This is a genomic window from Aquimarina sp. 433 (genome assembly GCF_054054605.1).
The window spans coordinates 826,504-842,552 of sequence record NZ_JBSWZK010000001.1; the positions used below are offsets into that span (position 1 = coordinate 826,504).

Sequence of the window (16,049 nt, forward strand, 5' to 3'; positions counted from 1 at the left end):
TGAGGTGTTTGATACACCATCAAACACCTCTTCTTAAAACCCAAAAAAATGACTCAACTAAGTAACTCACTCATTTTACAACGATGGAAATACGTATTAGTATTTCTAATTATTAACACTGTATTTTTTCAAAGTTCTGCTCAAGAATTTTATGAACTTCTTGAAGAAGAAAACCTTAAAGTATCCAAACTAGAACGTATTGGTAATTCCTATTATAGGAACAAGGACAAAGGTAAAGGAAGTGGATATAAATTATACATGCGAAGCCTGTACTGGGCAAAAAGAAATGCAGACTCCAAAGGACACATAATTAGTGATGCTAAAGTTCTTGATGAATCCAGAAAATTCTATGAATTCTTTCAGAATAATTCTAAAACTAACATCCAAAATAATCAAAGAAACAGTGGTTGGCAGGAACTTGGACCTTTTAATTGGACGCGCACCTCAAGCTGGACTCCAGGTTTAGGTAGAGTAACGGCATTTGCAGTTGAACCTTCTCAGCAAAAACTAATGTATGCAGGATCTCCAGGAGGAGGAATCTGGAAATCCACAAACGCTGGACAAAGCTGGAGTCCAATAGGAGATCAAATGTTTAGTATGTCTATTTGGTCCATCGCTATTGATCCCAACAATTCAAACATTGTATATCTTGGAAATTCTGCTGGTCAAATTCTAAAATCAACAAACGGAGGATCTTCCTGGTCAGAAATTCAAAGAGTAAGCGGGACCCCAAGAAGGATTCTTATTCACCCTAATAGTAGTAGAATATTTGTAGGTACCACAAAAGCTTTGTACAGATCTAACAACAGTGGATCAAGTTTTAGTATCGTACTAAATACCAGAGCCGAAGACGTAGAATTTAAACCTGGTAATACCGATGTTGTATATGCTTGTGGAAACAGCTTTTACCGATCAACCAATGGAGGTAGTTCATTTAGCAGAATTACCAATGGTATCGATAGAAGTGAACGAATGAAAATGGCTGTAACTCCTGCAAATCCAAATGCCATATATCTCGTACAAAAAAGAGGAAGTGGTTTTGGCAACCTATATCGTTCCTTAAATGGAGGTTCTAGTTTTACTACTCGAGCAACATCGAGCAGTACCAATCAGGTATACTTTACACAAGCTTCGCGTGATATGGCTATTGCTGTATCAGACACTAATGCTAATGAGGTTCATGTAGGAGGTATGAATTATTCCAGATCTTTAGACGGTGGAGTCACATTTTCTACACTCGCAACATGGAGTAATCCAGGAGATCGATCTTATGTACATGCCGACATCGAAGTAATGCAATATGTAGATGGAACCATTTATGTTGGTAGTGATGGTGGAATTTTTAGAAGTAGAGATCGGGGAAACAATATGGCAGATCTTACTCAAGGCGGACTTGCCATTAGACAATATTATCGATTTGGCGGTGCCTTTACCGATGCTAACATGATCGTTGGTGGAGCTCAAGACAATGGTACCAATATCATGAATGGAGCAAATCGACAATTTAAAGAATGGCTTGGAGCAGATGGTATGGAATGTTTCATAGACCATAAAAACAAAAATATTGTTTACGGAACTGTTCAATTTGGGTCTTTATATAAAAGTACCAATGGAGGGAATAGCATAGGAAATATTAGTAAACCAGGAAACTTTAGTGGTGAATGGGTTACTCCATTCATGATGGATCCAATTAATAATAACAAAATCTACGTAGGGTACAGAGATCTATATAGAAGTAACAACGGTGGTAGCAATGGAAGTTGGAGAAATATCACTTCGAGCATAAATGTTGGAGGAAATCTTGATGAAATGGCAATAGCTGCATCCAATAACAACTATATCTACATTGCACAGGAAGGAAGGGTATGGAGAACCAAAAACGGTCAAAGTAATTCGCCTAATTGGACTGAAGTAAGCAATTTTAGCGGAAATGTAAATTTCATCGCTGTAGATCCAAACAATCCTGAAAGATTGGCGCTAGCCGCAACAGGTTCTAGAGTCTACGTCTCTACCAATGCTGGAAGTTCTTGGACAAATATTAGAGGAAATCTTCCTCAAATATCAGTACAATGCCTTGTTTTTGATGATACCAGTGCAAATGGCCTGTATGTAGGGATGCAATCTGGAGTATATTATACAAACGATAATCTTAATTCCTGGGTTCCTTTTTCTACCAATCTCCCTAGAGTACAAACCACAGAACTCGAAATCCATTATCCTACAAGAAAAATACGAGTATCCACCTATGGGCGTGGAATTTGGGAATCTGATCTTTATAATGAAGACTCTAATCCTAATGAAATTAACCCGCCTACAAATCTTACTTCACTAGCAAATCAAACAGATGTTACTCTGACTTGGGAAGATAATTCTAATAATGAGAATGGATTTACTATCCAAAGAAATGATGGAAACGGTTTTGAACGGATTGATTTTGTTGGAACCGGAATAGAAACTTATACAGACAAAAACCTCCAAGATGGATCGTATTCTTATCGTGTAAGAGCATATGATGCCAACAACTATTCTGAATTTTCTAATGTTGCTGCGGTAACAATAGGAAATACAGATCCCGATGAAATTACACCGCCAAGTGATCTAACCGCTCAAGCAAATCAAAATGATGTTACGCTAAATTGGAAAGACAACTCTAATAATGAAAATGGGTTTACCATTCAACGAAATGATGGTAATGGATTTGAGCGTATTGATTTTGTTGGATCTGGAGTAGAGACATTTACAGATCAAAACGTTCCTAATGGTTCTTATTCTTATCGTGTTAGAGCCTACGATACGGACAGTTATTCTGAATTTTCAAATACTGTTGCAATAGCAATTAATGATGTAGTCGAAGATTGTAAAGGCTGTATCGTCTATGATACCAATAGTGAAGAAACTACCAATGCAGATCATTCCAAAGAAAAAGCTGCTGACGGAGATCCAAACACTTATTGGCATAGCAACTGGTACGATGACAATACATCACACCCTCATTTTATTGCCATAGACTTAGGACAAGCAAAAGAATTAGTAGGGTTCTCCTATCAAGGAAGACAAAACGGAACTACCGGAATGGTAAAAGATTATATATTATTTGGTTGGGATGGCAATGACTGGAAGGAGCTCTCTGCTGGAAGTTTTCAAAAATCAAGCTTAAAACAAACCGTAGAATTTGATTCCTTTAACACTCGTTATATCTATTTTAGAGCCCTTTCAGAAGTAGACGATAAACGTTGGGCTTCCGTTGCCGAACTTACGGTGAGATACCTTCCGTCTGCTACTAACAATACTCCAACAACATATAACACGACTAATACGGCTCCTACTCCACCAATAGTAGATGCTTATAATTTTGAAGGAATTAAGGTATATCCTATTCCTTTTAAAGATGAAATTATTGTTAAAGGAATTAGCTCTAAACAAGCAGTACGTTCTATAAAACTCTTTGGAACCGATGGGACTATCCAAAAAGTCAAAACCAATAGGGATGGAGACGACATAAAAATTCTTGCGCCGAACCTAAATACTGGTTTTTATATTCTACAACTAGAAAAAGATCACGTTCAAAAAAGAATAAAAATATTCAAAAAATAACAACCAAACTCTAAAGCAATAACAAGCTTTAAACTATTGTACAATGATGAGTCTAAATAGCAATTTTTAGACTCTTTTTTAGACTACAACTTAAGATTTACCTTCCCACTCCAGATAAAACTGATCTAAAAACTGTTCCATAAAGAGATGCCTCTTTTCTGCCATCTTTTTACCTGTTTCAGTATTCATTCGATCTTTAAGTAATAATAGTTTTTCGTAAAAATGATTAATAGTCGGAGCTTCGGATTTTTTATATTCCTCTTTGCTCATCTGAAGATTTGGTTTAATATCAGGATTGTAAAGTGCTCGATTTTTAAAACCTCCGTAATTAAAGCATCGTGCAACACCAATTGCACCAATAGCATCTAAACGATCAGCATCCTGTACTACATCTAATTCTGGAGATTTAAATTTTTGTATTACGTTTCCTCCTTTAAAAGAGATATTTTCGACAATATTGATCACGTGATCAATAACGCTGTTATTTACGCTTACACTTTCTAAAAAATCTTTTGCTACTCTTGGCCCTACAGTTTCATCGCCATTATGAAACTTAGAATCGGCAATATCATGTAATAAAGCACCTAAGGAAACCACCAAAACATCCACATTTTCAGATTTAGCTATGGTTGTAGATGTTTTAAAAACCCGTTCTATGTGAAACCAATCATGACCTCCTTCGGCATTACGCAATGTATGTTTTACAAAATCAACAGTTTTCTGTATAATTTCATCATTATTCATACGCTACCTTATTTTACCATAGCAGGCTCTACCCATTTAAATTTGAACACTTCTTGAGGAACTACTAACCTCTCATTGATACGTTGCATACGTGCTGGTAACTTCATCACAAAATCACGTGCTTTTTCAGCTTCATCCGTTAAATCTACCAGTTTATCAATCTCCCATTTATTGATTAAACGCTGCATGATATCTATATAATCCTGAGAAGTATATACTCCTAATCGCTGAGCCGCATTCGAAAATTCCTCAAAAGCACTACCAATAGAATTTCCAGACTCTCTTAAAAATACAGCTGGCATTACAATTTTATGCTTCATCATATCTTTAAACGCCACCATCATCTGACTAGGGTCTACCTCGAATATATTCTTTACAAAATCACTATATGCATTAAAATGACGCATCTCATCTCCTGCAATAATCTTGCACATTCTTGCTAAAGACTTGTTAGAATAGCCTTTGGCAATTTTAGCTACACGACTATGAGAAATATTAGTTGCCAATTCCTGAAAACTTGTGTAGATAAAATTCTTATAAGGATCTCTATCCGTACCGATATCAAAACCATCATTTATTAAATGCTGAGTTGTACGCTCGACTTCAATCATATTCACTCTTCCCGATAAATACAAATACTTATTTAGTACATCTCCATGACGATTTTCTTCACTCGTCCAATAACGCACCCAACGAGACCAACCATTTCCACCTTCTCCTTCGTGTTGATTAATTCCTTCTACATCCATTAACCAAGACTCATAGGTCGGAAGCGCTTCTTCAGTAATAGTATCTCCTACCAAAACTACCCAAAAATCGTATGGAAGTTCTTTCGCCAACTCTCTTAACTCTTTTACCTCATCAAAAAAGGTATCCTCATTCTGGGAATCAGGCAAAAAATCTGTAGGCTGCCATACCTGATCAATCGGAATTAGATAAGTATCTATAAAAGATTCTATCTTCTTTTCCAATAATTGCATCACTTCTAATCTAATGTTGTCTATAGCCATGATTATGATATTTGGGTTTTTATGGTAGAGATTACTCTTTTTTCAGTAATATCTAATATTTCTTCTTTTGTCAATCCTTCTTCAGCAACAGGTTCTTTTACTTCTAACGTAAGATGTAAACCTATTCCCATAGGAAAATTACCATGCTCTACTAATCTCCAACTATTGTTAATAGTTACTGGAACTACTAACGCATCTGGTGCATTTTTGAACAATATTTTTAATCCAGTAGATGCAAACTCTTTGGGTTCCCCAGTTCTACTTCTTGTACCTTCTGGAAAAATAACAGCAGCAAATTTATTTTTAGCAATCGTCTTACCAAATCTTGAGATCTCTGGAATCGACTGTTTTGCATTTTTTCGATCTATTAATGCATGACCACCATATTTCAAATTAAAAGAAATACTTGGTATTCCTTTTCCTAGTTCAATTTTCGAAATAAACTTTGGTTTATGTCTACGCAAGTACCAAGATATTAATGGAATATCAAACATACTCTGATGGTTAGAAACAATAATTAAAGAACGATCTTCTGGTAATTTATGTATATTCTTAAAACTAAATGTTACTCCTAAAAAGTGTAAACACCTCAATAAACAAAGGTTCATTAGATTGACAACTCCTCTATGTCCTTTTGCCCCTCCAAGCTTAAGTCCTAACCATTGTAATGGTTGGAAAACTAATAGGGTAAGTCCAAAAAACAGATAGAAAACTACTGAAAGCGGATACGAAACGATCCTTTTTAATGCCCCCATAACTTCTCTTAGCAATTAATGATTTTGATTTGTGTTACTGTTGTGCAAGGTCTGATATTATTTTTAGAACGCCAATTCTTTAACGCATAAAATTACGATGTCTAAAATTCTAGAAAATTATTCCAAAAAAATTGCCATTCAAAAAGAAAACCGTCTGCTATACAGACGGTTTTCTTTTTGAATTTATGTGCCTAACTCCTAACAATGCTCGTTGTAAGCATCTTTAAGATTTTCTGCAATCATCTCTGCAGGTCTTCCTTCGATATGATGTCGTTCTAGCATATGCACCAATTCTCCATTTTTAAACAATGCCATTGACGGAGAAGATGGTGGAAATGGGATCATATATCCGCGAGCTTTATCAGTAGCTTCTCTATCCACTCCTGCAAATACTGTTACTAAATTATCAGGTTTTTTATCATTTGCTAAAGATGCTTTTGCACCTGGTCTTGCGTTTGCCGCTGCACAACCACAAACAGAATTTACTACTACCAAAGTAGTTCCTTCTTTTGCTATCGCCGCATCAACATCTGCAGCTGTTTGTAATTCATCAAAACCTATACTAGTTAGGTCTTCGCGCATTGGCTTTACTAAATCTGCTGGATACATATTTCTTTACTATTTTTTTATTTTAAATTTTAAGACAAAGATACAAATAATGTACCATATCCCTATGACTGCCAAGTAGTCGGAAAAGCAAACAAAAACTAACTTTTCGTAACAAAATTCTCGGTGGTAATACTAATATAGTATACTTAAAAATCGTGTAAATAATTCAACTATCTTTACACACCTAAATTTTTCATGAATGATTAAATGGTTTGCGGCTATATTAGGAGGAATATTTTTTAAGGTTCCTGGAGCCATACTTGGTTTTATACTAGGTAGTCTGTTGGATGGAAGAACCAGTAAAAGCGCAGGAAGTTTTACAAACGTTTTTACCCAAGACAAACAAGTGAGTCCAGGAGATTTTGAACTTAATTTACTTTCTCTTTCTTCAATCGTAATCAAAGCCGATGGTCGTATAAATCAAACAGAATTAGATTACGTTCGTCAATATTTTGTTAGTGCCTACGGAAAGGAACGTGCTAATGCAACGTTTAGAACTTTTAATGAAATTATTAAGAACAGAGAGATTTCTGCTCAGCGTATTTGTATGTTTTTAACACAACGTACTCGTTATGCGGCACGATTACAAATACTTCATTTTCTTTTTGGAATTGCCAATGCTGATGGTAACGTAAGCGAAGCCGAAGCTAGAGAAATTCAGAAAATGGCTGGTTTTATGCGGATTAATTTTAGTGATTTTGAAAGTATTAAAGCCATGTTTTTTAAAACAGGTAATCACGCATACAAAATTTTAGAAATTGATAAAAATGCTACTGATGCTGAAGTAAAAAAGGCTTACAGGACCATGGTAAAAAAATATCATCCAGACAAAGTACAGCATATGGATCCGGTGCATATAAAAGGCGCAGAAGAAAAGTTCAAAGAAGTACAAAAAGCCTATGAACAAATCCAAAAAGAACGAGGCCTAACATAATTAAACAATCTCTTTTAAAATATAATGAATAGTTGTATTTTAATTGGTTTAATTTTTGATGCTACATTTATTGTATGTATAAGCCACTAATTTTCTTCCTACTAAGCCTGTTTTCGGCACTTAATATCTATGGTCAGGATTTTGACAAAATAGAGGCTATAGTTCATAAATACCCTACTACCTTCAAAACTCCTAAAAAACTTGCTGATCAAATAGCTAAAGATTTTAAAACAGAACTAGATCAGGCCAAAGCTATTTACTCCTGGATCACAAAAAATATATCCTATGACTATAATGAATCAGGAAAGTTTTATTCTGATTATGCTAACTCCTACAAATCTGTAAGTTATAATCCTTTTCCAAGTTTTAGATCTTCCAATTACATAGAATATGATAAGACTAAATCTGGTTCTAAAAAACATCTAAAAACAGAGAAAAAATATAGAGAGAAAATCTCTAAAAGAGTTGTTTCTACTGGAATCGCAGTCTGCGAAGGATATACACAACTTTTTAAAGATGTTTGTGACCACCTTGGTATTACTTGTTTTTATGTGCTAGGAACTGCTAAAAACCAAATACCACATATTGGAAGAGAATATCGTGTTGATCATGCATGGAATATTATAGAAATTGATTTCAAAAAATATCTCATTGATGCTACTTGGGGAAGCACAGGTTATTATAATGTGCAAACACAAGAGTTTATAGAAAAAACAAATTATGATTATTTCGGAATGCCTGCGGAACTTTTTATAAAAGGTCATTATCCAGATTTCTATGAAAACAGCTTATTACCAAAAACGATCAGCAAAAAAGAATTTTTAGATGCTCCGCTTTTCTATCAACATGAAAAAGCAAAAGACTTTAGCTTAATTTCTCCATCAACTGGAATTTTAGATGTTAATACTTCTCAAATCGTAAAATTTGAAATAACATATAATGAAGCTGTAAATTCAATTATTTATACGATAAATAACAGACAGTTTAATTACCAAGGTGATATCAAACCTGAAAATGGAGTCATTCAGTTTGAAGCAACTATTTCAGAACCCAATCCAAAAGAACTTATAGTATTCATAAATCAAATTCCTATGGTAGGTTTTAAAATCGCAAAGGATTTTAATTAAGAAACCAATCTAGCCCAAATTGTTTTTAAAAACTTTGCAGCAGGCATAGAAGACATTATTTTTAGATCTTCTAAAAACGAAGTTTCTTCATCCAAAAATTTGAGAATTTTTTCTGTATCATTATTTCTAAATAATCTAGAAAATAACTCCGAACCTTTATGATTTTCTTGGGACAAAACATCCAAAAACAATAAATCATAATACCAGAACTTGGTTCGCTTATCAAATTTAGACAGCTCTCCTCCGTCTTTTATATTTTTTATTAATTGACTGACTTTTTTTTCTGTATTTCGAAATGTAAAACCAGTACTCGCTTTGGTCCATCCACCAGCGGTTCCAATATGAATAACATTCGTGGTATTTTGTTTATTAAACCGATAACAGGTCATCGGAATACATCCTTTTTCTTTCTCGGTGATCTCATACGTTTGAATCCCCTTTTCTCTTAAATATAATTCTATTTCTTTTTCATACGCTGACTCCGAAAGAAGGTCTTTAGAAAAGAGTGTATATTCAAATAGAGCTTCAGTTTTAGAAAATGGTAAAACATACATAAATCTAGTATTTCCTTTCTGTTCTACCTCAAAATCCATAAATGTAGCCGTTAAATGATCAAATTCAGGTGTATCGGTTTTCACAAACCAACCTACAAAATGCTGATTCAATAATGGATACTTGTTTTGATTTTTATACGCTGAGGAGAAAAGTATACTATTAAAAACAGTAGAACCTAAATAAAATCCTTTATCCGTTTCTACTTCAACTATATCTCCTTCATCCACAAATCCCTTAACCGTTTCCTGTATTATTTCTATATTAGGTTTGTTTTTCAAAAATGAGAACACGAACTCATAAAAATCCTTACTTCTTATTAATTTATAGACATAAGGTGTTATATTGATCGTATCAGAAAAATGAGTACTCCCAAAAAAAACATTTTCCCATTTTTTACTAACTATAGGATCCCAAATACCAACTTCCTTTTCCCAAAAACACCAAGTACGATCATTTTGATTTTTTTCTTCTTTATCAATGAGAAGAATCTGCTTTTTTTCAAAAAACGGATCCATTGCCATATGATAAGCTAACATTAATCCGGAAGCTCCAGAACCCATTATGATGTAATCATATCGCTGCATCTAGAAAAACAAAAATGTGGTAAAAAATATAAATATTGCTATGAAAATATGAATTGACAATGCGTATTGCAAGGTTTTGTAAGCTTTTTGAAATAAAACTTGAACAATACATGCGGTAACTAGCCAACCTATATAATTTTGGATAGGTACTATACCTTTATCAAACTCCCAGAAATCAAACCTAGGAGCAGAAACCTCTATAATTATGTCCAGCGCTACCATCAACAATGCTCCCAAACCTGAAGCGATAAATATATTAGAGTGTATTTTTTTAGCAATTGCAGCAGAGGTATACACCAAAAGAGCCCAATTAACCCCTATTATCCACGGAACGCCTAAAACTTTACTACCTAAATTATCACCATATTGATAATTCCCAAAAATCAATCCATGATTGACCCCCAAATATTCTGTTATCATACCAATAGAAAAGGGGATTAACATTGCAATAATTAATCGTTTCCTTGTATTAGACATCCAAAAAATTAGCACGGTATAAACTGATAAATTCAAAGGAGTTAGTGGTAAGAACCAATCTTCGTAACCACATAGAATACCAATAATCCCAGAAACAGTAAATAACCAGATTACAACGAATGATATAATTTGCTTTCTTTCTGCTGTCATAGATTATTCATGTTTATGCTCTTTCTGAATTAATTCGGCAACTATCTTTCCTGATAGCAAACATAACGGAATACCTCCTCCTGGATGTACACTTCCTCCACAGAAATATAGCTTTTTGATTTTTTTAGAAAAATTAGGATGTCTCAAAAACGCTGCAAACTTATTATTACTACTAGATCCATATAAAGACCCCTGATATGATTGTGTTTTTGTTTCTATACTTCTAGGATCTAAAATTAATTCTGTTTCTATATATTCCTTGATTGGCACATCGAGTAATCTAGTAAGTTTTTCTATAATTTGTTTTCTAGAACTTTCAATAATTGCATCCCAATTTTGACCTTCATTACCGGGAACATTGATCATCACAAACCAATTTTCACATCCTTTTGGAGCATCGTTCGGTTCATTTTTTGCAGTTATATTTACATAAATAGTTGGGTCTTTATACACATCTTTCTTTTCAAAAATATATTCAAATTCCTCTTTATAATTTTCAGAAAAAAAGATGTTATGTAAATCCAATTCTGGGAATTCTTTTTTGATTCCCCAATAAAAAATAAGGGCGCTACTAGATCTTGGTTGTTTTAGAGTTTTTCTCGGTTCCTTTTGATTAGGTAATAACTTCTTGTATGTTGGTACAACATCCATATTAGATATAATAATATCAGCAAGTACCTTAGTTTTATTTGCGATTATACCAACTGCCTTATTATTTTCGATTAAGATTTCTTCAACTTTCGTATCAAAACGAAATTGAACCCCTAAATCTAGTGCTAATTGATATAATGCTTTTGTAATACGATGCATCCCTCCTTTTGGAAAAAAAGTACCATAATGCTGTTCTAAATGAGGAATCATAGACATTATTCCTGGTGTAAGATACGGCGATGATCCATTGTAGGTTGCAAACCTATCAAAAAACTGAACTAATCTTGGATCTTTAAAAATCTCAGCATTATAACTATGTAATTTTGTATTAATACCTAAACTATTGATTCCTGCAATAGCTCTTAATGTGTCCTTGGACAAGTATGTAGATAGTTTATGCAATGAATTTTCGAGAAATAAGGAAGATGTAAGGTCATATTTCAATTTACTTCTCTTAAAATATTTTAGAATATGATCACTTTTTACATCAAAGATTTGTGCTGCTTCTCTTGCAAAATCATTTATGTCAGATAAAGCAGTAAATTTTGTTCCATCTTCGTAGAAATAGTTACAAACCACCTCTTTCTTCGTATAATCAAAGTATTCGGAAATATTTTTATTAGAGATTTCAAAAAGGTTTTCCACAAATTGTGGCATAGTAAAAAGGGATGGGCCACAATCAAATCGATAGCCTTTTTCATAAATTTCTGTGAGCTTTCCTCCAGGATACGAATTAGCTTCAAAAACCACTACCTCAAACCCTTGATTCCTCAAGCGTATAGCCGCAGCCAATCCAGCGACTCCAGATCCAACAATGATGACTTTTTTTTTGGACATATAAGAGTATAAAGATATTATGAAAATTTATAAACTGTTCATAAATTCGGTAATTAATAATAAGTTTTCACATACCTTTAACCTTAAAGCTTTTATGATGAAATACCTTTTGATTTTTTTATTCCTATTCTTTTCTTTCTCAAAAATTGATGCTCAAAGTTCTCATGAGAAAAAAGAATCGCCACAGATCATAACAAAACTAAAAGCTGGTAAAAAAGCCTTGTTTGGAAATAAGAGTATTCACTTTATCAACGTTGTGGAAGACTCGCGATGTCCAACAGGTGTAAGCTGTGTTTGGGCTGGGCAAGCAAAGGTGATTATAGGAATTTATGAAAATGACACCTTGGTAGAAGAAAAAGAATATATCATAAGCGCCAGTGGAATTAATCCCATAAAACCAAAAGAACTAATACAATCGGATAAAAAAAAGATTTTTGGTTACAACTTAAGTCCTTATCCAGCGAACGGACAGAAAATTGATCCTTCTAGTTATTATTTAGAATTGCTTGTAAAATAATCAATTTATATTTAGTTTCTTTATCCAATGGTTTCAAACAAAGCTAAAGCCCACATTGCTTTACTCAGTCTTAATATGATTTATGGAGCAAATTATTTAGTAGCAAAAGGGCTAATGCCTAATAAAATTGGAGCATCTGCACTTGTATTTTTGAGAATTACAGGAGCTGGACTATTATTTCTACTTTTAAAATCCTTCGTAAAAGAAAAAGTAGAAAAAAAAGATATTCCCAGATTACTCATTTGCGGTCTTTTAGGAGTAGCTACGAACCAATACTTTTCCATGAATGGTCTTAGCCTAACCTCTCCAGTAGATGCAGCCATTATTGTTACTGCAATGCCTATATTCACAGTAGTTATTAGTTATTTTTTATTAAAAGAACCTCTGACATTGTCCAGAATTCTCGGAATCTTTATAGGAGGTAGTGGGGCTATTTTATTAATTTACTTGGGCAATTCGGGAATAGGAACAGGTTCATTAAAAGGAAATATTTTTATTGGTTTAAACGCCTTGTCATTTGCCTTTTACCTTGTTCTAGTAAAACCAATGATGTCTAAATACCAACCACTAACAGTAATAGTATGGACTTTTTTCTTTGGTTTCATTTTCATGTTTCCTTTTTGTATTGGCCAATTACTAGAAACAGACTTCACTACATACACCGCTAGCAATTGGACATCCCTATTTTATGTAATTATTGGTCCAACCTTTTTAGCATACCTATTAAATATGTTTGCGCTACAATATGTGAAGCCTACAGTATCTAGTAGCTATATTTATGTACAACCTGCCATAGCTATGTTATTAGTGGGTAGTATAGCATATTTCATTGCCGATAGTCAATACAAGGGAGATATCACGGTTACAAAATTACTATGTTGTGCCTTTATTTTTGTAGGAGTATATTTAATCAGCAGTAACCCTTCGATAAGAAGAAGAAAATATTCTACTCATAAAGAACTTGATACATAATATACTTGGTATTGCTATTCCTAAAGATAAACTTGAAACCACGATTCCTTGGTCTAGAACAAAAAACAGCAATCCAAATACGTTAAACAAAAGGAATACAAAAAACAAACCTCCTTTTAAATCTTTTATAAACTGTTTTTTATTGGATTTATAATCATACCAATAAGCAATAAGAATTATTATAGCAGCCATGATATATGTTTAATGACAACCACAACCATTACTACCGCAAGCACCAGATTTTTTACTCACTGAAGAGGTTTGAGGTTTCCAAAAGAATTTTTTTACTAAAAAACCAATTGCTAAAGCAACAACAACAATCACAAGTATATTTTGAATAAGTAAATTCATAGTTTTTTAGTCGTTTAAAAATACAAAAACTTATCGTCTTCATATTTATAATACATTTATACTAGCAAAAAATATGCTATTTTAAAACTTGATATGCAATAAGTGCAACACTATATGCTAAAACACTCATAAAGACCAGTTGTGTCATTGGCCATTTCCAACCGTTAGTTTCCCTTTTTACAATTGCTAAAGTACTCATGCATTGCATGGCAAAAGCATAGAACAATAATAATGAAATTCCACTTGCTAAATTAAATAATGGAGTGCCAGTAACCGGATGTACTTCGGCAGCCATTCTATTTTTTATAGTTTCTTCTTCATCACTTCCTACACTATAAATAGTAGCTAGTGTTCCCACAAAAACTTCACGAGCCGCAAAAGAACTAATAATTCCAATACCTATTTTCCAATCATACCCTAAAGGTGCTACGATAGGTTCAATAGCCTTTCCTGCATAACCTATAAACGAATATTCTAGTTTGTGAGATGCAATTTTCTGATCTAATTCTTCTTGAGATAAGTTTGGATATTCTGCAGTAACAATTTCTTCTGCATTACTAAATTGTTCATTAGGACCGAAACTCGCAAATACCCAAAGAATAATAGAAAGTGCCATAATGATCTTTCCAGCACCAAAAACAAACGCTTTCGTCTTTTCTACAACATTAATAAGTACATTTTTTAATAAAGGAACTTTGTAACCAGGCATTTCTATTACAAAGTAGTTTTTACTTTTTGTTTTAAGTACCTTATTCAATATCCAGGCTGCTCCTACCGCTCCTCCAAATCCTATAAAATACAATAACATAAGCGTTAAACTTTGATAACTAAACACCCATCCTACTTTTTTATCAGGAATCACAAGGGAAATAATAATTAGATACACTGGTAATCTTGCAGAACAGGTTGTAAATGGGACTACCAAAATCGTTATTAATCTTTCTTTCCAATTTTCAATATTTCTTGTAGCCATAACGGCCGGAATAGCACAAGCTGTTCCTGATACTAATGGGACAACACTTTTTCCACTAAGTCCAAATTTTCGCATTACTCTATCCATAAGAAAAACAACACGACTCATGTAACCACTTTCTTCTAAAATGGAAATAAAGAGAAATAAAAATGCTATTTGCGGAATGAAAATGACAATTCCTCCTAATCCCGGAATAATGCCATCTGTAATAAGATCTACAAAAGGACCTGCTGGTAATAAAGATTTAGTACTCTCACTTAACCAAGCAAATCCCTCATCTATTAGATCCATTGGATAAGAAGACCAATCATAGATAGCTTGAAATATTAATAATAGGATTGCAAAAAATATAAAATAACCCCAAAATCTGTGGGTCAATACTCTATCCAGCCGAGCACGTAATCCAGTAGCAGATTTTTCGTCTACAAAGAGACCTTTTTTGAGCACCTGATTAATAAACTGATATCTCTTTATAGTTTCTTTTTGTTGAAATCGTTTTAATTCACTCTCTGATTTAATTTCAAAATCTGGTGATATAGACAGTTTCTTTTTTTCTACTTTTCTGAAATTTACATCCTGAGTAATTACCAACCATAGTTTATACAAAGATTGATCTGGAAAAGCCTTTTGAAGTCTTCCAAAATAATCAGGATCAAAACTTAACGCATTGAGACAAGGTTTTACTGGGAGTGTTTTATAGGATAGAATTAATTCCTTTAGCTCATCTATACCTTGATTTTTTCTAGCACTTATTAATGCAATCTTTGTATTCAACTCTTTTTCTAGCAATGGAATATCCAAGGAAATACCTGTTTTACTCATACGATCTGCCATATTAATGACCAGAATTGTTGGGATTTCTAAATCCTTAATTTGAGTAAATAATAATAAATTTCTTTTCAGGTTTTCTACATCTGTTACTACCACAGCTACATCCGGAAAATCTTTATCCTTTCTATTGAGTAATATTTCTATCACCACATTCTCGTCTAAAGAAGATGCATTAAGACTATAAGTTCCTGGCAAATCTAAGATATGAGCTTTTACTCCTCTTGGTAGTTTACAAATACCTTCTTTTTTTTCAACCGTAATACCAGGATAATTACCAACTTGTTGGTTTAACCCTGTAAGCAAATTAAAAACAGAGGTTTTACCCGTATTCGGGTTTCCTATAAGTGAAACTTTAATCTGCTTAGCCATAAAAAGTAA

14 protein-coding genes are annotated in these 16,049 nt (G+C 33.4%); 5 read left to right on the forward strand and 9 right to left on the reverse strand.

What is annotated here, in order from left to right:
• Positions 1-48: 48 nt before the first annotated feature.
• Positions 49-3,594 (forward strand): discoidin domain-containing protein, encoded by a 3,546-nt coding sequence (locus tag ACWNT5_RS03525; RefSeq protein ID WP_456516620.1) that lies wholly within the window; start codon positions 49-51, stop codon positions 3,592-3,594.
• A gap of 90 nt (positions 3,595-3,684) precedes the next feature.
• Here the strand turns inward: ACWNT5_RS03525 and ACWNT5_RS03530 are convergent, their stop codons facing one another.
• The 4 genes from ACWNT5_RS03530 to ACWNT5_RS03545 all read right to left on the reverse strand — a co-directional run bounded on the left by ACWNT5_RS03530 (position 3,685) and on the right by ACWNT5_RS03545 (position 6,712).
• The gene (locus tag ACWNT5_RS03530; protein ID WP_456516621.1) at positions 3,685-4,338 is read right to left on the reverse strand and encodes an HD domain-containing protein; all 654 of its coding nucleotides are present in this window, start codon (positions 4,336-4,338) and stop codon (positions 3,685-3,687) included.
• An 8-nt stretch (positions 4,339-4,346) separates the two neighbouring features.
• Positions 4,347-5,348: an acyl-ACP desaturase gene (locus tag ACWNT5_RS03535; protein ID WP_299604461.1), complete on the reverse strand. Its 1,002-nt coding sequence runs from the start codon at positions 5,346-5,348 to the stop codon at positions 4,347-4,349.
• Positions 5,349-5,350: 2 nt separating this feature from the next.
• Complete coding sequence (locus ACWNT5_RS03540; protein WP_299604463.1) at positions 5,351-6,118, reverse strand: lysophospholipid acyltransferase family protein; 768 nt, start codon at positions 6,116-6,118, stop codon at positions 5,351-5,353.
• Between the two features lie 183 nt (positions 6,119-6,301).
• Positions 6,302-6,712 (reverse strand): BrxA/BrxB family bacilliredoxin, encoded by a 411-nt coding sequence (locus tag ACWNT5_RS03545; RefSeq protein WP_299894274.1) that lies wholly within the window; start codon positions 6,710-6,712, stop codon positions 6,302-6,304.
• A gap of 199 nt (positions 6,713-6,911) precedes the next feature.
• On the opposite strand from ACWNT5_RS03545, the gene ACWNT5_RS03550 reads away from it, so the two are divergent.
• A complete protein-coding gene (locus tag ACWNT5_RS03550; protein WP_299604469.1) occupies positions 6,912-7,646 on the forward strand; it encodes a TerB family tellurite resistance protein in 735 nt (244 codons plus the stop codon).
• A gap of 74 nt (positions 7,647-7,720) precedes the next feature.
• Entirely contained in the window at positions 7,721-8,773 is a 1,053-nt protein-coding gene (locus ACWNT5_RS03555; RefSeq protein ID WP_456516622.1) for a transglutaminase domain-containing protein, read from the forward strand.
• Here ACWNT5_RS03555 and ACWNT5_RS03560 read toward each other — a convergent pair.
• Genes ACWNT5_RS03560 through crtD form a run of 3 tightly spaced genes read right to left on the reverse strand, consistent with a single transcriptional unit; the run spans position 8,770 to position 12,027 of the window.
• Positions 8,770-9,912: a lycopene cyclase family protein gene (locus tag ACWNT5_RS03560; protein WP_456516623.1), complete on the reverse strand. Its 1,143-nt coding sequence runs from the start codon at positions 9,910-9,912 to the stop codon at positions 8,770-8,772. The two genes, ACWNT5_RS03555 and ACWNT5_RS03560, sit on opposite strands and share 4 nt — an antisense overlap.
• On the reverse strand, positions 9,913-10,539 hold the full coding sequence (locus ACWNT5_RS03565; protein WP_456516624.1) for a carotenoid biosynthesis protein: 627 nt from the start codon (positions 10,537-10,539) through the stop codon (positions 9,913-9,915).
• Positions 10,540-10,542: 3 nt separating this feature from the next.
• Complete coding sequence (gene crtD, locus ACWNT5_RS03570; RefSeq protein WP_456516625.1) at positions 10,543-12,027, reverse strand: 1-hydroxycarotenoid 3,4-desaturase CrtD; 1,485 nt, start codon at positions 12,025-12,027, stop codon at positions 10,543-10,545.
• Between the two features lie 94 nt (positions 12,028-12,121).
• On the opposite strand from crtD, the gene ACWNT5_RS03575 reads away from it, so the two are divergent.
• Both ACWNT5_RS03575 and ACWNT5_RS03580 read left to right on the forward strand, forming a co-directional pair.
• Positions 12,122-12,544, forward strand: a complete 423-nt coding sequence (locus ACWNT5_RS03575; protein ID WP_456516626.1) for a hypothetical protein — start codon at positions 12,122-12,124, stop codon at positions 12,542-12,544.
• 27 nt (positions 12,545-12,571) lie between these two features.
• On the forward strand, positions 12,572-13,516 hold the full coding sequence (locus ACWNT5_RS03580; RefSeq protein WP_456516627.1) for a DMT family transporter: 945 nt from the start codon (positions 12,572-12,574) through the stop codon (positions 13,514-13,516).
• A gap of 201 nt (positions 13,517-13,717) precedes the next feature.
• Here the strand turns inward: ACWNT5_RS03580 and ACWNT5_RS03585 are convergent, their stop codons facing one another.
• Complete coding sequence (locus tag ACWNT5_RS03585; protein WP_299894258.1) at positions 13,718-13,867, reverse strand: FeoB-associated Cys-rich membrane protein; 150 nt, start codon at positions 13,865-13,867, stop codon at positions 13,718-13,720.
• Between the two features lie 76 nt (positions 13,868-13,943).
• Positions 13,944-16,040, reverse strand: coding sequence for a ferrous iron transport protein B (gene feoB / locus ACWNT5_RS03590; protein ID WP_456516628.1), 2,097 nt, complete (start codon positions 16,038-16,040; stop codon positions 13,944-13,946).
• Positions 16,041-16,049: the final 9 nt, after the last annotated feature.